Source organism: Pseudomonas sp. LB1P83, from assembly GCF_054897885.1.
The window spans coordinates 5,514,116-5,535,259 of the sequence record NZ_CM142709.1; the positions used below are offsets into that span (position 1 = coordinate 5,514,116).

At 56.1% G+C, this 21,144-nt stretch carries 28 protein-coding genes; 3 read left to right on the top strand and 25 right to left on the bottom strand.

Annotated elements, in window-relative coordinates; genetic code table 11:
- Positions 1 to 4 precede the first annotated feature (4 nt).
- Both ACYZTY_RS25295 and ACYZTY_RS25300 read left to right on the top strand, forming a co-directional pair.
- Complete coding sequence (locus ACYZTY_RS25295; RefSeq protein WP_461955943.1) at positions 5 to 1,162, top strand: glutathionylspermidine synthase family protein; 1,158 nt, start codon at positions 5 to 7, stop codon at positions 1,160 to 1,162.
- A gap of 109 nt (positions 1,163 to 1,271) precedes the next feature.
- Positions 1,272 to 3,476 carry an OsmC domain/YcaO domain-containing protein gene (locus ACYZTY_RS25300; protein ID WP_461955944.1) on the top strand — a complete coding sequence of 735 codons (2,205 nt, stop codon included), beginning with the start codon at positions 1,272 to 1,274 and terminating at the stop codon, positions 3,474 to 3,476.
- 71 nt (positions 3,477 to 3,547) lie between these two features.
- Here ACYZTY_RS25300 and ACYZTY_RS25305 read toward each other — a convergent pair whose 3' ends face one another.
- Together ACYZTY_RS25305 and ACYZTY_RS25310 are read right to left on the bottom strand one after the other, a co-directional pair.
- Positions 3,548 to 4,081, bottom strand: a complete 534-nt coding sequence (locus ACYZTY_RS25305) for a single-stranded DNA-binding protein (RefSeq protein ID WP_131062038.1) — start codon at positions 4,079 to 4,081, stop codon at positions 3,548 to 3,550.
- Between the two features lie 9 nt (positions 4,082 to 4,090).
- Positions 4,091 to 5,488 (bottom strand): MFS transporter, encoded by a 1,398-nt coding sequence (locus ACYZTY_RS25310; protein WP_461955945.1) that lies wholly within the window; start codon positions 5,486 to 5,488, stop codon positions 4,091 to 4,093.
- Positions 5,489 to 5,679: 191 nt separating this feature from the next.
- On the opposite strand from ACYZTY_RS25310, the gene uvrA reads away from it, so the two are divergent.
- A complete protein-coding gene (uvrA, locus tag ACYZTY_RS25315; protein ID WP_461955946.1) occupies positions 5,680 to 8,514 on the top strand; it encodes an excinuclease ABC subunit UvrA in 2,835 nt (944 codons plus the stop codon).
- Between the two features lie 65 nt (positions 8,515 to 8,579).
- Here uvrA and bfr read toward each other — a convergent pair whose 3' ends face one another.
- The 23 genes from bfr to rpsC form a co-directional block, all read right to left on the bottom strand.
- Positions 8,580 to 9,044, bottom strand: coding sequence for a bacterioferritin (bfr, locus tag ACYZTY_RS25320; RefSeq protein ID WP_131062041.1), 465 nt, complete (start codon positions 9,042 to 9,044; stop codon positions 8,580 to 8,582).
- Between the two features lie 149 nt (positions 9,045 to 9,193).
- Positions 9,194 to 10,648, bottom strand: coding sequence for a catalase (locus tag ACYZTY_RS25325; protein ID WP_461955947.1), 1,455 nt, complete (start codon positions 10,646 to 10,648; stop codon positions 9,194 to 9,196).
- A 209-nt stretch (positions 10,649 to 10,857) separates the two neighbouring features.
- Positions 10,858 to 11,244, bottom strand: coding sequence for a 50S ribosomal protein L17 (gene rplQ, locus ACYZTY_RS25330; protein ID WP_008145500.1), 387 nt, complete (start codon positions 11,242 to 11,244; stop codon positions 10,858 to 10,860).
- A gap of 42 nt (positions 11,245 to 11,286) precedes the next feature.
- Positions 11,287 to 12,288, bottom strand: coding sequence for a DNA-directed RNA polymerase subunit alpha (locus ACYZTY_RS25335; RefSeq protein ID WP_003186012.1), 1,002 nt, complete (start codon positions 12,286 to 12,288; stop codon positions 11,287 to 11,289).
- A 22-nt stretch (positions 12,289 to 12,310) separates the two neighbouring features.
- Positions 12,311 to 12,931 carry a 30S ribosomal protein S4 gene (gene rpsD, locus ACYZTY_RS25340; protein WP_003210056.1) on the bottom strand — a complete coding sequence of 207 codons (621 nt, stop codon included), beginning with the start codon at positions 12,929 to 12,931 and terminating at the stop codon, positions 12,311 to 12,313.
- Positions 12,932 to 12,949: 18 nt separating this feature from the next.
- Positions 12,950 to 13,339 carry a 30S ribosomal protein S11 gene (rpsK, locus tag ACYZTY_RS25345; RefSeq protein ID WP_002555466.1) on the bottom strand — a complete coding sequence of 130 codons (390 nt, stop codon included), beginning with the start codon at positions 13,337 to 13,339 and terminating at the stop codon, positions 12,950 to 12,952.
- Positions 13,340 to 13,369: 30 nt separating this feature from the next.
- A complete protein-coding gene (gene rpsM, locus ACYZTY_RS25350) occupies positions 13,370 to 13,726 on the bottom strand; it encodes a 30S ribosomal protein S13 (RefSeq protein ID WP_003186020.1) in 357 nt (118 codons plus the stop codon).
- A gap of 130 nt (positions 13,727 to 13,856) precedes the next feature.
- Positions 13,857 to 13,973 (bottom strand): 50S ribosomal protein L36, encoded by a 117-nt coding sequence (gene rpmJ / locus ACYZTY_RS25355; protein WP_002555468.1) that lies wholly within the window; start codon positions 13,971 to 13,973, stop codon positions 13,857 to 13,859.
- Between the two features lie 27 nt (positions 13,974 to 14,000).
- Positions 14,001 to 15,329, bottom strand: a complete 1,329-nt coding sequence (secY, locus tag ACYZTY_RS25360; protein ID WP_008073883.1) for a preprotein translocase subunit SecY — start codon at positions 15,327 to 15,329, stop codon at positions 14,001 to 14,003.
- Complete coding sequence (gene rplO / locus ACYZTY_RS25365; RefSeq protein WP_007896782.1) at positions 15,330 to 15,767, bottom strand: 50S ribosomal protein L15; 438 nt, start codon at positions 15,765 to 15,767, stop codon at positions 15,330 to 15,332. It abuts the gene before it with no gap.
- Between the two features lie 3 nt (positions 15,768 to 15,770).
- Positions 15,771 to 15,947 carry a 50S ribosomal protein L30 gene (gene rpmD / locus ACYZTY_RS25370; RefSeq protein WP_003186033.1) on the bottom strand — a complete coding sequence of 59 codons (177 nt, stop codon included), beginning with the start codon at positions 15,945 to 15,947 and terminating at the stop codon, positions 15,771 to 15,773.
- A 2-nt stretch (positions 15,948 to 15,949) separates the two neighbouring features.
- Positions 15,950 to 16,450, bottom strand: coding sequence for a 30S ribosomal protein S5 (gene rpsE / locus ACYZTY_RS25375; protein WP_007943782.1), 501 nt, complete (start codon positions 16,448 to 16,450; stop codon positions 15,950 to 15,952).
- Between the two features lie 3 nt (positions 16,451 to 16,453).
- Entirely contained in the window at positions 16,454 to 16,804 is a 351-nt protein-coding gene (gene rplR / locus ACYZTY_RS25380) for a 50S ribosomal protein L18 (RefSeq protein ID WP_003186037.1), read from the bottom strand.
- A 10-nt stretch (positions 16,805 to 16,814) separates the two neighbouring features.
- Complete coding sequence (gene rplF, locus ACYZTY_RS25385; protein WP_007896774.1) at positions 16,815 to 17,348, bottom strand: 50S ribosomal protein L6; 534 nt, start codon at positions 17,346 to 17,348, stop codon at positions 16,815 to 16,817.
- Between the two features lie 12 nt (positions 17,349 to 17,360).
- A complete protein-coding gene (rpsH, locus tag ACYZTY_RS25390; RefSeq protein WP_003186040.1) occupies positions 17,361 to 17,753 on the bottom strand; it encodes a 30S ribosomal protein S8 in 393 nt (130 codons plus the stop codon).
- Positions 17,754 to 17,962: 209 nt separating this feature from the next.
- The gene (gene rpsN / locus ACYZTY_RS25395; RefSeq protein ID WP_003176414.1) at positions 17,963 to 18,268 is read right to left on the bottom strand and encodes a 30S ribosomal protein S14; all 306 of its coding nucleotides are present in this window, start codon (positions 18,266 to 18,268) and stop codon (positions 17,963 to 17,965) included.
- Between the two features lie 13 nt (positions 18,269 to 18,281).
- Positions 18,282 to 18,821, bottom strand: a complete 540-nt coding sequence (gene rplE, locus ACYZTY_RS25400) for a 50S ribosomal protein L5 (RefSeq protein WP_003176415.1) — start codon at positions 18,819 to 18,821, stop codon at positions 18,282 to 18,284.
- A gap of 20 nt (positions 18,822 to 18,841) precedes the next feature.
- Positions 18,842 to 19,156, bottom strand: coding sequence for a 50S ribosomal protein L24 (gene rplX, locus ACYZTY_RS25405; RefSeq protein WP_003176416.1), 315 nt, complete (start codon positions 19,154 to 19,156; stop codon positions 18,842 to 18,844).
- An 11-nt stretch (positions 19,157 to 19,167) separates the two neighbouring features.
- Complete coding sequence (gene rplN / locus ACYZTY_RS25410) at positions 19,168 to 19,536, bottom strand: 50S ribosomal protein L14 (protein ID WP_002555479.1); 369 nt, start codon at positions 19,534 to 19,536, stop codon at positions 19,168 to 19,170.
- A 23-nt stretch (positions 19,537 to 19,559) separates the two neighbouring features.
- Positions 19,560 to 19,826 carry a 30S ribosomal protein S17 gene (gene rpsQ, locus ACYZTY_RS25415; RefSeq protein ID WP_003176419.1) on the bottom strand — a complete coding sequence of 89 codons (267 nt, stop codon included), beginning with the start codon at positions 19,824 to 19,826 and terminating at the stop codon, positions 19,560 to 19,562.
- 2 nt (positions 19,827 to 19,828) lie between these two features.
- Positions 19,829 to 20,020, bottom strand: a complete 192-nt coding sequence (rpmC, locus tag ACYZTY_RS25420) for a 50S ribosomal protein L29 (protein WP_002555481.1) — start codon at positions 20,018 to 20,020, stop codon at positions 19,829 to 19,831.
- On the bottom strand, positions 20,020 to 20,433 hold the full coding sequence (gene rplP, locus ACYZTY_RS25425) for a 50S ribosomal protein L16 (RefSeq protein WP_045057467.1): 414 nt from the start codon (positions 20,431 to 20,433) through the stop codon (positions 20,020 to 20,022). Before rplP ends, rpmC begins: the two co-directional genes overlap by 1 nt.
- A 12-nt stretch (positions 20,434 to 20,445) precedes the next feature.
- Entirely contained in the window at positions 20,446 to 21,132 is a 687-nt protein-coding gene (gene rpsC, locus ACYZTY_RS25430; RefSeq protein ID WP_003176422.1) for a 30S ribosomal protein S3, read from the bottom strand.
- Between the last annotated feature and the right edge of the window lie 12 nt (positions 21,133 to 21,144).

Genomic DNA, 21,144 nt, shown 5'->3' on the forward strand with positions numbered 1-21,144 from the left:
GGGCATGAAGAAAATCCACTGCGCAGAGCGTCCTGACTGGAAACAGACGGCCGAGGGTCTCGGCTTTCTGTTCCATACCATCGACAACGAACCCTATTGGGACGAGAGCGCGTATTACCAATTCACGCTCAAGCAAATCGAGAACGATCTCGAAGACCCGACCACCGAGATCCATGAGATGTGCATGGACCTGGTGGCCCGCGTGGTGCAGAGCGAGGAGTTGCTGGAGCGCCTGAGCATCCCCACGCCATTCTTCGACATGGTTCGCACCTCATGGCTCGAAGGTCATCCGCACCTGTACGGGCGCATGGACTTCTCCTACAACGGCACCGGCCCCGCCAAGTTGCTCGAACTCAACTACGACACGCCGACCAGCCTGTATGAGGCGGCGGCGTTTCAGTGGGGCTGGCTGGAGCAATGCATCGAACGCGGTGTGCTGCCAAAGCATGCCGACCAGTTCAACAGCATCGACACCAAACTGCATCAGGCCTTCGCTCAATTGCAGCTCAAGCAACCCTTCTACTTCGCCTCGATGAAAGACTCGGTCGAAGACAAGGGCACCACCGACTACCTGCGGCTGGTGGCGGAAAAGGTCGGCATCGAATCACGCCACATCGATATCGAAGACATCGGCCTGACCAGTGATGGACGTTTCGTGGACCTTGAGGATCGCTGGATTCCGCACCTTTTCAAACTGCACGCCTGGGAGTTCATCTTCCACGAGCCCTTTGGCGCAGCGATTGCCCAGAGTGATACGCAGTTTTTCGAGCCAGCGTGGAAATCCATCATCTCCAACAAAGGCATCCTGCCGCTGTTGTGGGAATTCAACAAAGGTCACCCGAACCTGCTCGCGGCTCACCTGGATACCGATCCGAACAAAGCGGTGCCCAAGGGCTGGGTGCGCAAGCCGTTCTTTTCGCGGGAAGGTGCCAATATCGAGCTGCAAACCGCTGACGGTCTGATCGTGAAAGAGGACGGCCCCTACACCGATGCGCCGTTTATCCTTCAGGAATTCGCGCCACTGCCGAAGTTTGGCGACAGCTATACGCTGATCGGTTCTTGGGTGATCGGCGATCAGGCGGCAGGCATCGGCGTGCGAGAGGACAACAGCCTGATCACCAAGGATTCGAGTCGCTTCTTGCCGCATCTGATCCTCGACTGACCGCTAAAAAAGGCCCGTTGGGGACATATCGCAAGACGCTCGCAAGACTTACCGCTGAAATACCGGATAATGGCGGCCAATCGTCTAGCCGTTATTCTGGTAATCCCCCATGGAAATCAAGGTCAACTTTCTCGACAACCTTCGACTTGAAGCCAAGTTCGATGACTTCACGGTGGTGACCGATCAACCAATCCGCTACAAGGGCGATGGCTCGGCACCGGGCCCGTTCGACTACTTCCTGGCTTCGTCGGCGTTGTGCGCGGCGTACTTTGTGAAGTTGTACTGCAGCACGCGCAACATCCCCACAGACAACATCCGCCTGTCGCAGAACAACATTGTTGACCCGGAAAACCGCTACAACCAGATTTTCAAGATCCAGGTCGAGTTGCCGGCAGACATCTCCGACAAGGACCGCCAAGGCATCCTGCGCTCCATCGACCGTTGCACCGTGAAAAAAGTGGTGCAAGCCGGGCCTGAGTTTGTGATCGAAGAAGTGGAAAACCTCGACGCCGATGCCCAGGCTTTGCTGATGCCGGCATCCAGTTCAGAGGCGAGCACTTACATCGCGGGCAAGGATCTGCCGCTGGAGCAAACCATCGCCAATATGTCGGCCATTCTGGCGGACCTGGGCATGAAGATTGAAATCGCCTCGTGGCGCAACATCGTGCCCAATGTCTGGTCGCTGCATATCCGCGATGCGCACTCACCGATGTGTTTCACCAACGGCAAGGGTGCAACCAAGGAAGGCGCGTTGGCGTCGGCGTTGGGCGAGTTTATCGAGCGACTCAACTGCAACTTCTTCTACAACGACCAGTTCTGGGGCGAAGACATCGCCAACGCCGCGTTTGTGCACTACCCGGACGAACGCTGGTTCAAGCCTGGCCGTAAAGATGCACTGCCGACGGAAATTCTCGACGAGTATTGCCTGAAGATTTACAACCGCGACGGCGAGCTGTGCGGCTCCCATCTGATCGACACCAATTCGGGCAATGAAGAGCGCGGCATCTGCTCGCTGCCTTACGTGCGCCAGTCCGATGGCGAGGTGGTGTATTTCCCGTCCAACCTGATTGAAAACCTGTTCCTGAGCAACGGCATGAGTGCCGGCAACACGCTGGCCGAAGCCCAGGTGCAGTGCCTGTCGGAGATCTTCGAGCGCGCGGTCAAACGCGAAATCATCGAAGGTGAATTTGCCCTGCCGGATGTGCCGGCCGACGTGCTGGCGAAGTACCCTGGGATACTGGCCGGTATTCAGGCACTGGAAGAGCAAGGGTTCCCCGTGCTGGTGAAAGATGCGTCCCTGGGCGGTGAATTCCCGGTGATGTGCGTCACGTTGATGAACCCGCGTACGGGTGGTGTGTTCGCCTCGTTCGGTGCGCACCCGAGCCTGGAAGTGGCGCTGGAACGCAGCCTGACCGAACTGCTCCAGGGCCGCAGCTTCGAAGGCCTCAACGACTTGCCTCAGCCGACGTTTGAAGGTCATGCGGTGACCGAGCCGAATAACTTCGTCGAGCACTTTATCGATTCCAGCGGCGTGGTGTCGTGGCGCTTTTTCAGCTCCAAATCCGATTACGAATTTGTGGAGTGGGACTTCTCCGGCCAGGGTGAAAACTCGAATGCCGAGGAAGCCGCGACCTTGTTCGGCATTCTCAAAGGCATGGGCAAAGAAGTGTACATGGCGGTCTACGAGCATATCGGCGCGACGGCCTGCCGCATCCTGGTGCCGGACTATTCGGAAATCTATCCTGCGGACGATCTGATCTGGGATAACACCAACAAAGCGCTGTTCTTCCGCGCCGATATCCTGAACCTGCATCGCCTGGACGAAGAGGAGCTGAAAGCGCTGGTTGAGCGTCTGGTGGAAAGTGAACTGGACGACTACACCGACATCACGTCCTTGATCGGCATCGAATTTGACGACAACACCGCCTGGGGCCAGCTGACGATCCTGGAGTTGAAGCTGCTGATTTATCTCGCCTTGCAGCAATATGAAGAGGCAAAAGAGGCGGTGGAAATGTTCCTGCAGTACAACGACAACACGGTCGAGCGCGGCTTGTTTTACCAGGCGGTCAATGTGGTGCTGGAGATGAAGCTGGACGAAGACCTGGAACTCGAAGACTACGAGGCCAATTTCCGCCGGATGTTTGGCAGCGAGCGCACGGATGCAGCGATCGGCTCGGTGGATGGCAGCGTGCGCTTCCATGGTTTGACGCCGACCAGCATGAAACTGGAGGGGCTCGATAGGCACCTGCGCTTGATCGACAGCTACAAGAAACTGCACACCGCGAGAGCCAACGTGACCGCTTTATCCCGTTAAACAGCGCCAACAAAAAAGCGAAGCCATATGGCTTCGCTTTTTTTTGTTTACGGTTCTGAAAAAGCTGCGGATCAGAACGGGATATCGTCATCAAAGCTGTCGAAATCCGGAGCCGGTTGCGGAGCCTGCTGTGGTGCTGGACGCGACTGTTGCGGAGCCGATTGCTGGGGTGCCGACTGCTGCGGACGCGGCGCCTGCTGGCGTGGAGCCGGAGCGGACTGCTGATAGTTGTTGCCCCCGCCTTGTTGGTCGCCCTGCTGTGGACGGCCGCCGAGCAGTTGCATGGTGCCTTGCATGTCGACCACGATTTCGGTGGTGTAACGCTTGATACCGTCTTTTTCCCACTCGCGGGTCTGCAGCTTGCCTTCGATGTAGACCTGCGAACCTTTACGCAGGTATTCGCCGGCGATCTCGGCCACCTTGCCGAACATCGAAACACGGTGCCATTCGGTCTTCTCGACCTTCTGACCGGTTTGCTTGTCGGTCCACTGTTCGCTGGTCGCCAGACTCAGGTTGGTCACGGCGTTACCGTTAGGCAAGTAGCGAACTTCGGGATCCTGGCCGCAAGTGCCGACCAATATGACTTTGTTAACCCCACGGGCCATAACGTTCTCCTAGGCTACGCACGCTGCCCCGGCCGGGTTGTTCACCAGGCGTTCAAGGGTGGTGCGATCCAATAGTTCGGTGTCCAATTTTATGTAAATCGCCGCTTCATCTTCGACGATCACTGCATCTGTTACCCCTACGACGGCCTTCAGGCGCTCGACCAGACCCGCTTCGCGGATCGCCTCGGGCGACAACGGCAAGCGCAGGCTCGTCACGTAAGGTGGTTCGCGCATGGTAACAGCAAAGGCCAGCCAGAGGGCAGCCAGGCCGGCGCATCCGAGGAATACAACCGACAAACCGCCGTGCTGGAACATCCAGCCGCCGAGGATCCCGCCCAGCGCCGAACCGAGGAACTGACTGGTTGAATAAACCCCCATCGCCGTGCCCTTGCCGCCTGCCGGTGAAACCTTGCTGATCAGCGATGGCAACGAAGCTTCCAGCAAATTGAACGCGGTAAAGAACACCACCGTGCCAATCACCAGAGCCCGCAGGCTATCGCCGAACTGCCAGAAGAATAGCTCAGTGAGCATCAGCGTCAGCACCGCGCCCAATAAAACTCGTTTCATTTTGCGTTTCTTCTCGCCATAGATAATGAACGGGATCATGGCGAAGAAGGAAATCAGCAGCGCGGTCAGGTAGACCCACCAGTGCTGCTCTTTGGGCAGCCCGGCTTTTTCGACCAGGGCCAGGGGCAATGCAACGAAGCTCGACATCAACATCGCGTGCAACACAAAAATGCCCAGGTCCAGGCGTAGCAGGTCCGGATGCTTGAGCGTCGGGATCAGCGCCGAACGTGCGACGCCGGATTCTCGGTGCTGCAACGGGCCGGTGGAGCGCGGCACCATGAACATCACGATCACGATGCCAAACAGCGCCATGCCGCCCGTGGCGAGGAACAACCCGGAAAGGCCGAAGGCGCGGGTCAGCAATGGACCTACAACCATGGCCACTGCAAACGACAGACCAATCGTCATGCCAATCATGGCCATGGCTTTGGTTCGATGCTGTTCCCGGGTCAGGTCTGACAACAGCGCCATCACTGCGGCGGAAATCGCCCCGGCGCCTTGCAGGATTCGCCCGGCGATCACGCCCCAGATCGAATCGGCATTGGCTGCCAGCACGCTGCCGAGGGCGAAGATGATCAGCCCCAGGTAAATCACCGGACGGCGGCCGATGCGGTCGGAGATGAAACCGAACGGAATCTGAAAGATCGCCTGGGTCAGGCCGTAAGCGCCAATCGCCAGCCCGATGAGGGCCGGGGTCGCTCCTGCCAGATCCATCCCATAGGTCGCCAGTACCGGCAACACCATGAACATGCCAAGCATACGGAAGGCGAACACGAGTGCCAGACCGCTTGCTGCGCGGGTCTCACTGCCACTCATGCGTTCGCTGTGGGGATCGTGCATGGAAAAACCTCATGTGAACCGGCGGCGATTCTACCAGTCCCATCGATTGACGGGGTATATCGCGACGCTTTGACGCGCTCCGCTGACAGACTCTTCATGTAAGACATCAACCCGCTCGTTTGATAGTGTGCATCCATCCAGTATTTGGCCGTATACTCCTACGTTTTCGACGCCCGCCAAGCGAGGCCACTTTGGACAAGATCCTGATTCGTGGGGCCCGAACCCACAACCTGAAGAACATCGACCTGACCCTGCCACGGGACAAACTGATCGTCATCACCGGCTTGTCCGGATCCGGCAAATCGTCCCTGGCGTTTGACACGCTGTATGCCGAAGGCCAGCGCCGCTACGTCGAATCACTGTCGGCTTATGCCCGGCAGTTTTTGTCGATGATGGAAAAACCTGACGTCGACACCATCGAAGGTTTGTCGCCAGCCATTTCCATCGAGCAGAAATCGACCTCGCACAACCCGCGCTCGACGGTCGGCACCATCACCGAAATCTACGACTACCTGCGCCTGCTTTACGCACGCGTTGGTATTCCACGCTGCCCGGATCACGACATTCCGCTGGAAGCGCAAACCGTCAGCCAAATGGTCGACCTGGTCCTCGCCCAGCCGGAGGGCAGCAAACTGATGCTGCTGGCCCCGGTGATTCGCGAGCGCAAAGGCGAACACTTGTCGGTCTTCGAAGAACTGCGCGCCCAGGGTTTTGTGCGGGCCCGGGTCAATGGCCGGCTCTGCGAGCTGGACGAGTTGCCGAAGCTGGATAAACAGAAGAAGCACTCAATCGATGTCGTGGTCGACCGCTTCAAGGTCCGCGCCGATCTGCAACAGCGCCTGGCCGAGTCGTTCGAGACCGCGCTGAAGCTGGCGGACGGCATTGCCCTGGTCGCACCGATGGACGACGAGCCCGGCGAAGAGATCATCTTCTCCGCGCGCTTCGCTTGCCCGATTTGCGGTCATGCCATCAGCGAACTGGAACCCAAGCTGTTCTCCTTCAACAACCCGGCCGGCGCTTGCCCGACGTGCGATGGGCTGGGGGTGAAGCAGTTCTTCGACATCAAGCGACTGGTGAACGGCGAGCTGACGCTGGCCGAGGGTGCGATTCGCGGGTGGGACAGGCGTAACGTCTATTACTTCCAGATGCTCGGCTCGCTGGCTTCACACTACAAATTCAGCCTTGAAGTGCCGTTCAACGACTTGCCGGCCGATCAGCAGAAATACATCCTGCACGGCAGCGGTTCGCAGAACGTTGACTTTAAATACCTGAACGACCGCGGCGATATCGTCAAACGCTCGCACCCGTTCGAAGGGATCGTGCCGAACCTGGAACGCCGCTATCGCGAAACCGAGTCGGCTTCTGTGCGTGAAGAGCTGGCCAAGTTCCTCAGCACCCAGCCTTGCCCGGATTGCCGCGGCACGCGCTTGCGTCGTGAGGCGCGGCACGTTTGGGTAGGTGAGAAGACGCTGCCGGCGGTGACCAATCTGCCGATTGGCGATGCTTGTGAGTATTTCGGTGTGCTGAAGCTCACGGGGCGCCGCGGCGAAATTGCCGACAAAATTCTCAAGGAGATTCGCGAGCGATTGCAGTTCCTGGTCAACGTTGGCCTCGACTATCTTTCGCTGGATCGCAGTGCCGACACGTTGTCCGGTGGTGAAGCCCAGCGGATTCGTTTGGCCAGTCAGATTGGCGCCGGTCTGGTTGGAGTTCTGTACATCCTCGATGAACCTTCGATTGGCCTGCATCAACGTGATAACGATCGGTTGCTCGGCACGCTCAAGCACCTGCGCGACATCGGCAACACGGTGATTGTGGTCGAACACGACGAAGATGCGATTCGCCTGGCGGATTATGTGGTCGATATCGGACCGGGTGCGGGTGTCCACGGTGGGCATATTGTCGCCGAAGGTACGCCGGCCGAGGTCATGGCCCATCCTGATTCGTTGACCGGTAAATACCTGTCTGGTCGGGTGAAGATTGCCGTTCCAGCCAAGCGCACCCCGCGTAACAAAAAGCTTTCGCTGTCCCTCAAGGGCGCTCGCGGCAACAACTTGCGCAATGTCGACCTGGACATTCCGATTGGCCTGTTGACGTGCGTGACCGGCGTGTCTGGCTCGGGCAAGTCGACACTGATCAACAACACGCTGTTTCCGTTGAGTGCTACGGCACTCAACGGAGCAACGACGCTTGAGGCGGCCGCTCACGACAGCATCAAAGGCCTGGAACATCTGGACAAGGTCGTCGATATCGACCAGAGCCCGATCGGCCGTACGCCGCGCTCCAACCCTGCGACCTACACCGGGTTGTTCACACCGATTCGTGAATTGTTCGCCGGCGTGCCGGAGTCCCGCTCACGCGGATATGGCCCGGGACGTTTCTCCTTCAACGTGAAGGGTGGACGTTGCGAAGCGTGCCAGGGTGATGGCCTGATCAAGGTGGAAATGCACTTCCTGCCGGATATCTATGTCCCGTGCGACGTCTGCAAGAGCAAGCGCTACAACCGCGAAACCCTTGAGATCAAGTACAAGGGCAAGAGCATCCACGAAACCCTCGAGATGACCATCGAGGAAGCGCGGGTGTTCTTCGATGCGGTTCCCGCGCTGGCACGCAAGCTTCAGACGTTGATGGACGTGGGTCTGTCCTACATCAAGCTGGGGCAATCGGCGACGACGCTGTCGGGGGGCGAGGCCCAGCGGGTGAAGCTGTCCCGCGAGCTGTCCAAGCGCGATACCGGCAAGACGCTGTACATCCTCGATGAACCCACCACGGGTTTGCACTTCGCGGATATTCAGCAATTGCTGGACGTACTGCATCGCCTTCGTGACCACGGCAACACCGTGGTGGTAATCGAACACAACCTGGATGTGATCAAGACTGCCGACTGGCTGGTGGACCTGGGGCCGGAAGGCGGTTCCAAGGGCGGACAGATCATTGCTGTCGGGACGCCGGAAGAAGTGTCCGAGATGAAGCAGTCTCACACTGGCTTCTACCTCAAGCCGCTACTGGCTCGCGACAGGGACTGATTCGGGCCCATGAAAAAGCCCCTGTCACTTTATCGGTGACAGGGGCTTTTTTGTATCGGGAGCAATCAGGCGTGGGATTGCAGGTAGTTCTCAAGACCGATCAACTTGATCAGACCCATCTGCTTTTCAAGCCAGTAGGTGTGGTCTTCTTCGGTGTCATGCAATTGAACCCGCAGCATCTCGCGGCTGACATAGTCCTTGTGCTGCTCGCAGAGCTGGATACCCTTGCAGAGTGCGGCGCGCACTTTGTATTCCAGGCGCAGGTCAGCGGCGAGCATGTCAGGCACCGTGGTGCCGACATCTAGATCGTCCGGACGCATGCGCGGCGTGCCTTCCAGCATCAGGATACGACGCATCAGGGCATCGGCGTGCCCTGCTTCTTCTTCCATCTCGTGGTTGATTCGTTCGTAGAGCTTGGTGAATCCCCAGTCCTCATACATCCGCGAATGAACGAAATATTGGTCACGCGCGGCCAGTTCGCCGGTCAGCAACGTGTTGAGGTAATCGATTACGTCTGGGTGGCCTTGCATCGCCCTACATCTCCCTGCTTGAAAGTCTGTAGTTTGAACCAAGGCGACTGTTTGGTCACTTCGTTTGCGCGATAAAAGCGAAGATATTCTGAGAAAAATGGTTTAAATAACGCCAAAACCGCCCAAATGAGGGCGGTTCTGCTTCTCGTTTAGACTTCGTTAAGCTGTACGTTGAGTGCCTTTGCGATTGCTTCTCCGTACGCCGGGTCAGCCTTGAAAAAATGCTGCAACTGACGATCGACCACATCACTGGAAACACCGCCCATCGCCCCGGCAATGTTGTTGACCAGGAGCGTTTTCTGCTCGTCATTCATGAGTCGGAACAACGCACCGGCTTGGCTGTAGTAGTCGGTGTCTTCACGATGATCGTAACGATCAGCGGCGCCGCTCAATGCCAAAGGTGGCTCAGCAAAGCGAGGCGCTTGTTTTGGCGACTCGACGTAACTGTTCGGCTCATAGTTAGGTGCCGCACCGCCATTGCTGCCGAACGCCATCGAACCATCGCGCTGATAGCTATTGACCGGACTGCGCGGTGCGTTCACTGGCAGTTGTTGATGGTTGGTGCCAATGCGGTAGCGGTGAGCGTCCGCGTAAGCGAACACGCGGCCCTGAAGCATGCGATCCGGCGAGAGACCAACACCCGGGACCATGTTGCTCGGACCGAACGCCGCTTGCTCGACTTCAGCGAAGTAGTTCTGCGGATTGCGGTTGAGTTCCAGTTCACCCACCTCGATCAGCGGAAACTCTTTCTGCGACCAGGTTTTGGTCACGTCGAACGGGTTTTCGTAATGTGCGGCGGCCTGGTCCTCGGTCATGATCTGGATGCACACACGCCATTTCGGGAAGTCACCGCGCTCAATCGCCCCGAACAGATCACGCTGCGCGTAATCCGGATCGGTGCCGGCCAAACGTGCCGCGTCCGCAGGCGCCAGGTTCTTGATCCCTTGCTGGGTCTTGTAATGCCACTTCACCCAGTGCCGCTCGCCATTGGCGTTGATCAGGCTGTAGGTGTGGCTGCCGAAGCCGTGCATGTGACGATAGCCGTCAGGAATGCCACGGTCGGAGAACAGAATGGTGACCTGGTGCAGGGCCTCAGGCGAGTGCGACCAGAAGTCCCACATCATCTGCGCGCTTTTCAGATTGCTTTGCGGCAGACGCTTTTGGGTGTGGATAAAGTCCGGGAATTTCAGCGGATCACGAATGAAAAACACGGGCGTGTTGTTGCCAACGATGTCCCAGTTACCTTCTTCGGTGTAGAACTTCAGGGCAAAGCCACGCGGATCACGCTCAGTGTCGGCCGAACCGCGTTCGCCGCCGACAGTGGAAAACCGCAGGAACGTCGGGGTTTGTTTGCCGACCGATTCAAACAGTTTGGCACTGGTGTATTCAGTGATGTCGCGAGTAACGGTGAACGTGCCGTAAGCACCCGAGCCTTTGGCGTGTACACGGCGCTCAGGGATGTTCTCACGGTTGAAGTGGGCAAGCTTCTCGATCAGGTGGAAGTCGTCGAGCAGCAGTGGGCCACGAGGGCCGGCGGAACGGGAATTCTGGTTGTCGGCGACAGGAGCGCCACTGGCGGTGGTAAGCGTTTTATTTTGGCTCATGCGATCTCTTCCTCTGTCAGTCTTTAACGGCCGGCTAATCGGCAGAGAGGGAGTATTGATCACGAACGTTACAGCTACAAATTCATTAACTTGCGGGTATCGATAGAAAATTTCTAATTACGTTTTTGGTTTTGTATCGATGGCGATGCTTTTCGAGCGCGCACAAAAAACCGGGCACTAGGCCCGGTTCTTCGTTTCAGACTGACGTCTTACTCAGCGGATACAGCTTCACCACCGGCAGGACGATCAACCAACTCGACGTACGCCATAGGCGCGTTGTCGCCAGTGCGGAAACCGCACTTGAGGATGCGCAGGTAGCCACCCTCACGGGTAGCGTAACGCTTGCCCAGGTCGTTGAAGAGCTTACCAACGATAGCTTTCGAACGAGTGCGGTCGAAAGCCAGACGGCGGTTAGCCAGGCTGTCTGTCTTGGCCAAAGTGATCAGCGGCTCAGCAACGCGACGCAGTTCTTTAGCTTTCGGCAGTGTAGTTTTGATCAGCTCGTGCTCGAACAGCGACACTGCCATGTTTTGAAACATGGCCTTGCGGTGCGAGCTAGTGCGGCTCAGGTGACGACCACTTTTACGATGACGCATGGTTCATTCCTTACCAAACACAACGTTCGGTGATTACGACGATCAGGCAGTCGCCTTGTCGTCCTTCTTAAGACTTGCAGGCGGCCAGTTGTCGAGGCGCATGCCGAGGGACAGACCGCGGGAGGCCAGAACGTCCTTGATTTCAGTCAAGGATTTCTTGCCAAGGTTCGGAGTCTTCAACAGCTCTACTTCGGTACGCTGAATCAGGTCACCGATGTAGTAGATGTTTTCCGCCTTAAGGCAGTTAGCCGAACGTACAGTCAGTTCCAGATCGTCAACCGGGCGAAGCAGGATCGGATCGATCTCGTCTTCCTGCTCAACAACCACTGGCTCACTGTCACCTTTAAGGTCGACGAACGCAGCCAACTGCTGTTGCAGAATGGTTGCAGCGCGGCGGATAGCCTCTTCAGGATCCAGGGTACCGTTGGTTTCCAGATCAATAACCAGCTTGTCCAGGTTAGTACGCTGTTCGACACGGGCGTTTTCCACCACGTATGCGATACGGCGAACCGGGCTGAACGAAGAGTCAAGCTGCAAGCGACCGATGCTGCGGCTTTCGTCTTCATCGCTCTGACGCGAGTCTGCCGGTTCATAACCACGACCACGAGCTACGGTGAGCTTCATGTTCAGGGCGCCGTTAGACGCCAGGTTAGCGATTACGTGATCGGGGTTAACGATCTCGACATCATGATCCAGCTGAATATCGGCAGCGGTAACCACCCCCGAACCCTTCTTCGACAAGGTCAGCGTAACTTCGTCACGACCGTGCAGCTTGATAGCCAGACCTTTAAGGTTCAACAGGATTTCAATTACGTCTTCCTGTACGCCTTCGATGGCGCTGTACTCATGGAGCACACCGTCAATCTCGGCCTCGACTACTGCACAGCCGGGCATTGAGGACAACAGGATGCGTCGCAGCGCGTTGCCCAGGGTGTGGCCGAAACCACGCTCGAGAGGCTCGAGAGTGATCTTGGCGCGGGTTGGACTGACAACCTGCACATCAATATGGCGGGGTGTCAGGAACTCATTTACCGAAATCTGCATGGATGCACCTATTTTCTAGCCCTTACTTGGAGTAGAGCTCGACAATCAGGCTTTCGTTGATGTCGGCGGACAGATCACTGCGAGCAGGAACGTTCTTGAAAACGCCCGACTTCTTCTCAGTGTCTACTTCTACCCATTCTACGCGGCCACGTTGGGCACACAGATCGAGAGCTTGGACAATGCGAAGTTGGTTCTTTGCTTTCTCGCGAATCGCGACCACGTCACCAGCACGAACCTGGTAGGACGGTACGTTTACGGTCTGACCGTTAACGCTGACGGATTTGTGCGATACCAGCTGACGGGATTCGGCACGAGTAGAGCCAAAACCCATACGGTATACAACGTTGTCCAGACGGCATTCGAGCAGTTGCAGCAGGTTTTCACCGGTTGCACCTTTCTTGCCAGCAGCTTCTTTGTAGTAGCCGCTGAATTGACGCTCGAGAACGCCGTAGATACGACGGACCTTCTGCTTTTCACGCAGTTGGGTGCCGTAATCGGACTGGCGACCGCGGCGTTGGCCGTGGATACCAGGTGCTGCTTCGATGTTGCACTTCGATTCGATCGCGCGCACGCCGCTCTTCAGAAAGAGATCGGTGCCTTCGCGACGAGCGAGTTTGCATTTTGGACCAATGTAACGAGCCATTCTTTACAATCTCCTGGATTACACGCGGCGCTTCTTCGGCGGACGGCACCCGTTGTGCGGGATTGGCGTCACGTCGGTGATGCTGGCGATCTTGTAGCCACAGCCGTTCAAAGCGCGGACTGCAGATTCACGACCTGGGCCTGGACCTTTGACGTTAACGTCGAGGTTTTTCAGACCGTATTCCAGCGCAGCTTGACCAGCACGTTCAGCAGCTACTTGAGCAGCAAACGGGGTGGACTTGCGGGAACCGCGGAAACCCGAACCACCGGAGGTAGCCCAGGAAAGAGCGTTGCCTTGACGGTCGGTGATGGTCACGATTGTGTTGTTAAAAGATGCATGGATGTGGGCAATGCCATCAACCACTGTCTTTTTAACTTTTTTACGAGGACGAGCAGCAGGTTTAGCCATGATTAATTTCCTGTCGATTCGCTGGGGCGATTACTTGCGGATCGGCTTACGCGGACCTTTACGGGTACGCGCGTTAGTCTTGGTACGCTGACCGCGCACTGGAAGACCACGACGATGACGCAGACCGCGATAGCAACCGAGGTCCATCAAACGCTTGATTTTCATGTTGATTTCGCGACGCAGGTCACCTTCAGTGGTGAACTTCGCCACTTCGCCACGCAGCTGTTCAATCTGCTCGTCGCTCAGATCCTTGATCTTTGCGGCTGGGTTTACCCCAGTCACTGCACAGATCTTCTGCGCAGTAGTGCGACCAACACCATAGATGTAGGTCAGCGAGATAACAGTATGCTTGTTATCTGGAATGTTAACGCCTGCAATACGGGCCATTCAGTGGGACTCCAATTGACAGCTACCTACGCCCCGGAAGCCAAGAAATAGGGCGCGAGATAATATCGCTGTAATAACAAATAATCAACCCGGTAGCGCACTAGCTACCGGGCTTGAAGCACAATCACACTCAGCCTTGGCGCTGTTTGTGACGCGGTTCCGCGCTGCAAATTACTCGAACAACACCTTCGCGGCGAATAATTTTGCAGTTACGGCACAGCTTTTTCACCGATGCACGAACTTTCATCACCAACTCCTCGAACCTTATGGGTACTCAGCGCAACATGCCGCTGCCGTAACCCTTCAGGTTGGCTTTCTTCATCAGGGATTCGTACTGGTGCGAAACGAGGTGCGATTGTACTTGGGACATGAAGTCCATCACAACCACGACGACGATCAGCAACGAGGTCCCGCCAAGGTAGAACGGTACGTTTGCTGCAACCACCAGGAACTGGGGCAACAGACACACGGCCGTCATATATAGAGCACCGAACAGGGTCAAACGGGTCAGAACGCCATCAATGTAGCGCGCCGACTGCTCGCCTGGACGGATGCCCGGAATAAAGGCACCGGACTTCTTCAGGTTTTCCGCTACGTCTTTCGGATTGAACATCAACGCCGTATAGAAGAAGCAGAAGAAAATAATCCCTGCACTAAACAGCAGAATATTCAACGGCTGACCAGGAGCGATCGACTGCGAGATGTCCTGCAACCAGCCCATACCTTCAGACTGGCCGAACCAGGTACCCAACGAAGCCGGGAACAGCAAAATGCTGCTCGCGAAAATAGCCGGAATAACACCGGCCATGTTCACCTTCAGCGGCAAGTGGCTAGTCTGCGCAGCGAAGACCTTGCGGCCCTGCTGACGCTTGGCGTAGTGAACAGCAATACGACGCTGACCACGCTCAATGAACACCACAAAACCGATAATCGCTACTGCCAGCAAACCGATCGCAACCAGGGCGAAAATGTTGATGTCACCCTGACGCGCAGACTCGAAAGACTGCCCGATCGCTCTCGGAAGACCGGCGACGATACCTGCGAAAATCAACATCGAGATACCGTTGCCAACACCACGCTCAGTAATCTGCTCACCCAGCCACATCATGAACATCGCACCAGCCACAAAAGTGGATACCGCGACGAAATGGAAGCCAAAGTCACCAGTGAACGATACGCCCTGCCCCGCCAGACCAATGGACATGCCAATTGCCTGAACGAGAGCGAGGACGACAGTGCCGTAGCGGGTGTACTGGGCAATCTTGCGACGCCCAGCTTCACCTTCCTTCTTCAACTGCTCCAACTGCGGGCTGACGGCGGTCATCAGCTGCATGATGATCGATGCCGAAATGTACGGCATGATCCCCAGTGCAAAGATGCTCATCCGTTCCAGCGCGCCGCCGGAAAACATGTTGAACAAGCTAAGAATGGTCCCCTCATTCTGTCGAAACAGGTCCGCGAGTCGGTCCGGGTTGATACCTGGAACCGGGATGTGTGCGCCTATTCGGTAGACGATAATCGCCAGGAACAGAAAACGCAGACGAGCCCAGAGTTCAGACATACCGCCTTTGCCGAGCGCAGAGAGAGCACCTTGCTTAGCCATTTATTCCTCGAACTTGCCGCCAGCTGCTTCGATAGCCGCACGCGCACCTTTGGTGGCGCCGATTCCCTTTCCGATGGTCACAGCGCGAGTAACTTCGCCGGACAGCATGATTTTCACACGCTGTACGTTGACGTTGATCACGTTGGCATCTTTCAGGGACTGCACGGTGACGATGTCGCCTTCCACTTTAGCCAGTTCGGACAGACGCACTTCTGCGCGGTCCATGGCCTTCAGGGAAACGAAACCGAACTTCGGCAGGCGACGATGCAGCGGCTGTTGACCGCCTTCAAAGCCTGGAGCAATGGTGCCACCGGAGCGGGAGGACTGACCTTTGTGGCCACGGCCACCGGTCTTGCCCAAACCACTACCGATACCACGGCCCGGACGATGCTTTTCGCGACGGGAACCCGGCGCTGGACTCAGATCATTGAGTTTCATCGATTAACCCTCGACACGCAGCATGTAGTAAGCCTTGTTGATCATCCCGCGATTCTCGGGAGTATCAAGTACTTCTACAGTGTGACCGATGCGACGCAGACCCAGACCCTTAACGCACAGTTTGTGGTTAGGGATGCGGCCGGTCATGCTTTTGATCAGCGTAACTTTAACGGTAGCCATGATCAGAAGATCTCCTTGACGCTTTTGCCACGCTTGGCGGCAATGGATTCAGGAGACTGCATAGCTTTCAAACCTTTGAAAGTGGCGTGAACCACGTTTACCGGGTTTGTCGAGCCGTAGCACTTGGCCAGAACGTTCTGAACGCCAGCAACTTCGAGGACAGCACGCATAGCGCCGCCAGCGATGATACCGGTACCTTCAGAAGCAGGCTGCATGTACACCTTCGAAGCGCCGTGACCGGACTTCATTGCGTACTGCAGAGTGGTGCCGTTCAGATCAACTTGGATCATGTTGCGACGAGCAGCTTCCATTGCCTTCTGGATCGCGGCAGGCACTTCACGTGACTTGCCACGGCCGAAGCCAACACGCCCTTTACCATCACCAACCACGGTCAACGCGGTGAAAGTGAAGATACGGCCGCCTTTAACGGTTTTGGCTACGCGGTTAACTTGAACCAGCTTCTCAATGTAGCCTTCGTCGCGCTTTTGGTCGTTATTTGACATAACTTAGAACTCCAGCCCAGCTTCACGAGCAGCATCAGCCAGCGCCTTGACGCGGCCGTGATACTTGAAGCCAGAGCGGTCGAAAGCCACCTGCGAGACGCCAGCGGCTTTAGCACGCGTAGCGACCAGCTGGCCAACCTTAGTGGCCGCGTCGATGTTGCCAGTGGCGCCATCACGCAGTTCTTTATCCAAAGTCGAGGCAGATGCCAGGACTTTGTTGCCGTCGGCCGAAATGACCTGGGCGTAGATGTGCTGCGACGAGCGGAACACGCAGAGACGCACGACTTCGAGTTCGTGCATTTTCAGGCGTGCTTTGCGAGCGCGACGCAGTCGAGTAACTTTTTTGTCGGTCATTTGCTATGCCCTACTTCTTCTTGGCTTCTTTACGACGGACGACTTCGTCCGCGTAGCGCACACCTTTGCCTTTGTACGGCTCTGGTGGACGGAAGTCGCGGATCTCGGCGGCCACTTGACCTACCAGCTGCTTATCGATACCCCGGATCAGGATGTCGGTTTGGCTAGGAGTCTCAGCGGTGATGCCTTCCGGCAGTTCATAATCCACTGGGTGCGAGAAGCCAAGAGCCAGGTTCAGCACTGTGCCTTTTGCTTGCGCTTTATAACCAACACCGACCAGCTGGAGCTTACGCTCGAAGCCTTGGCTTACGCCTTGGACCATGTTGTTTACCAACGCACGAGTGGTACCAGCCATTGCGCGAGTTTGTTGATCGCCATTGCGAGCAGCGAAACGCAGCTCACCAGCTTCTTCAACGATCTCAACGGACGAATGGATGTTCAGTTCGAGAGTGCCCTTGGCACCCTTCACCGAAAGCTGTTGGCCTGCGAATTTTACTTCGACACCGGCTGGCAGCTTAACGGGGTTCTTAGCGACGCGTGACATGCTTATCCCCCCTTAGAACACAGTGCAAAGAACTTCGCCGCCGACACCGGCAGCGCGCGCAGCACGATCCGTCATCACACCTTTGTTGGTGGAGACGATAGACACACCGAGACCGCCACGAACTTTTGGCAGATCATCGACGGACTTGTACTGACGCAGGCCTGGACGGCTAACGCGCTTCACTTCCTCGATGACCGGACGGCCTTCGAAGTACTTCAGCTCGATGGACAGCAGTGGTTTGATTTCGCTGCTGATCTGATAACCCGCAATGTAACCTTCGTCCTTCAGGACTTTGGCAACAGCTACCTTCAAAGTAGAAGATGGCATGCTTACGACGGACTTTTCAGCCATCTGGGCATTACGGATTCGAGTTAGCATGTCCGCTAACGGGTCCTGCATACTCATGGGCTAGACGCTCCTAATACAAAAAAATTAGCCTTGCGGCTACTACTTGTCGCCGAGGACATCCATGCGAAAAAAGCACGGGCTCAGGCGAGCCGGGTATTCTAGACACACCCCACAAATGAATCAAGCCCCAAAAGGGGCTTGATTCAAGTTCAAGGTCACCGGTGGTCAGTATCTTGCGATTCCGACCACCGAGACTTTGATAGTGCTTACCAGCTGGCTTTAACCAGACCAGGTACGTCACCACGCATTGCAGCTTCACGCAGTTTGTTACGGCCGAGGCCGAACTTGCGGTAAACGCCGTGTGGACGACCGGTCAGGCGGCAGCGGTTACGCATGCGCGAGGCGCTTGCATCACGTGGCTGCTTCTGCAGAGCTACTGTAGCTTCCCAACGTGCTTCTGGACTTGCGTTCAGATCAACGATGATAGCTTTCAGTGCTGCACGCTTTTTGGCGTACTTGGCAACCGTGAGCTGACGCTTCAGCTCGCGGTTTTTCATGCTCATCTTGGCCATTTTCCTACTCCAATCAGTTGCGGAACGGGAATTTGAAAGCACGCAGCAGCGCGCGACCTTCATCATCGTTCTTGGCAGTGGTGGTCAGGGTAATGTCCAGACCGCGGAGAGCATCGATCTTGTCGTAGTCGATTTCCGGGAAGATGATCTGCTCTTTGACGCCCATGCTGTAGTTACCACGACCATCGAAGGACTTGGCATTCAGGCCGCGGAAGTCGCGAACCCGAGGCAGGGAGATCGACAGCAGACGATCCAGGAATTCGTACATACGCTCACGGCGCAGAGTCACTTTGACGCCGATCGGCCAACCTTCACGGACTTTAAAGCCAGCGATGGATTTCCGAGCGTAAGTCACAACGACTTTCTGACCGGTGATCTTTTCCAGGTCGGCAACAGCGTGCTCGATGACTTTTTTGTCACCGACCGCTTCGCCCAGACCCATGTTCAGGGTGATTTTTGTAACGCGTGGAACTTCCATCACGTTCGAAAGCTTAAGTTCTTCCTTAAGCTTCGGTGCGATTTCCTTCCAGTAAATCTCTTTTAGTCGTGCCATGGTCTTCTACCTAGCAGTGTTCAAGCATCAACCGCTTTTTGGGTCGACTTGAAGACACGAATTTTCTTGCCGTCTTCTACTTTGAAACCAACGCGATCAGCCTTGTTGGTTTCGCCGTTGAAAATGGCGACGTTAGAAGCGTCCAGTGGAGCTTCTTTTTCGACGATACCGCCTTGTACGCCCGACATCGGGTTTGGCTTGGTATGACGCTTAACCAGGTTCAGACCACCAATAACCAGACGGTTATTAGCGAGAACCTTAAGCACCTTACCGCGCTTACCTTTGTCTTTGCCGGCGATCACGATGATCTCGTCGTCACGACGAATCTTTTGCATGTCGGATCTCCTTACAGCACTTCTGGGGCGAGCGAGACGATCTTCATGAACTTCTCAGTACGAAGTTCACGGGTCACTGGCCCAAAGATACGGGTGCCGATCGGCTCTTGCTTGTTGTTCAGAAGAACAGCAGCGTTGCCATCAAAGCGGATAATGGAGCCATCAGCACGACGTACGCCGTGACGAGTGCGGACTACAACAGCAGTCATCACTTGGCCTTTTTTCACTTTACCGCGAGGAATTGCTTCCTTCACGGTAACTTTGATGATGTCACCGATACCAGCGTAACGACGATGGGAGCCACCCAGCACCTTGATGCACATAACGCGGCGAGCGCCGCTGTTATCGGCCACATCGAGCATGGATTGAGTCTGAATCATATAATTTCTCCGACCCCTAGTCCTTAGACTTCCACAGCGCGTTCGAGAACATCAACCAGCGCCCAAGACTTGGTCTTGGCCAAAGGACGAGTTTCACGAATAGTGACTTTGTCGCCGATGTGGCACTGATTGGTTTCGTCGTGCGCGTGCAGCTTAGTCGAACGCTTAACGTATTTACCGTAGATCGGGTGCTTTACGCGACGCTCGATCAGAACGGTGATGGTTTTGTCCATCTTGTCGCTGACAACACGGCCAGTCAGCGTACGGACAGTTTTTTCGGCTTCAGCCATGATTACTTACCTGCCTGCTGGTTGAGCACAGTCTTCACGCGAGCGATGTCACGCTTAACTTGCGAGAGCAGATGAGACTGCCCCAACTGGCCAGTTGCTTTCTGCATACGCAGATTGAACTGGTCGCGCAGCAAGCCGAGCAGTTGCTCGTTCAGCTGCTGTGCGGATTTTTCACGAAGTTCATTCGCTTTCATCACATCACCGTCCGTTTAACAAAGGCGGTGGCGAGCGGCAGCTTTGCAGCAGCCAGGGCAAAAGCCTCACGCGCCAGCTCTTCAGTAACACCCTCGATTTCATACAGGACTTTGCCTGGCTGAATCTGGGCAACCCAGTACTCCACACTACCCTTACCTTTACCCATCCGAACTTCGAGTGGCTTTTTGGAAATAGGCTTGTCCGGGAATACACGGATCCAGATCTTGCCGCCACGTTTAACGTGACGGGTCAGTGCACGACGCGCTGACTCGATCTGACGAGCGGTGAGACGACCACGAGCTACAGACTTCAGCGCATATTCGCCGAAGCTGACTTTGCTACCGCGCTGAGCCAGACCACGGTTGTGGCCTGTCATCTGCTTGCGGAACTTCGTACGCTTTGGTTGCAACATTTGGCGTACCCCTTACTTAGCAGCTTTTTTACGAGGCGCTGGTGCTTGTGGTTTCAGTTCTTCTTGGCGACCACCAATTACTTCGCCTTTGAAGATCCAAACCTTTACACCGATCACACCGTAAGTGGTGTGAGCTTCGTAGTTGGCATAGTCGATGTCGGCACGCAGGGTGTGCAGTGGCACACGACCTTCGCGATACCATTCAGTACGTGCGATTTCAGCACCGCCGAGACGACCGCTCACTTGGATTTTGATGCCTTTGGCACCAATGCGCATGGCGTTCTGAACAGCGCGCTTCATAGCGCGACGGAACATTACGCGACGCTCCAGCTGCTGAGCTACGCTCTGCGCAACCAGCATACCGTCGAGCTCCGGCTTGCGGATCTCTTCGATATTGATGTGCACAGGCACACCCATTTGCTTGGTCAGGTCCTGACGCAGTTTCTCAACATCTTCACCTTTCTTCCCGATAACGATACCTGGACGAGCGGTGTGGATGGTGATACGTGCAGTTTGAGCCGGACGATGGATATCGATACGGCTTACGGACGCGCTTTTTAGTTTGTCTTGGAGATACTCGCGCACCTTCAGATCAGCGAACAAATAGTCCGCATAAGTCCGACCGTCTGCGTACCAGACGGAGGTGTGCTCCTTGACGATTCCCAGGCGAATGCCAATGGGATGTACTTTCTGACCCATCTCTTCGACTCC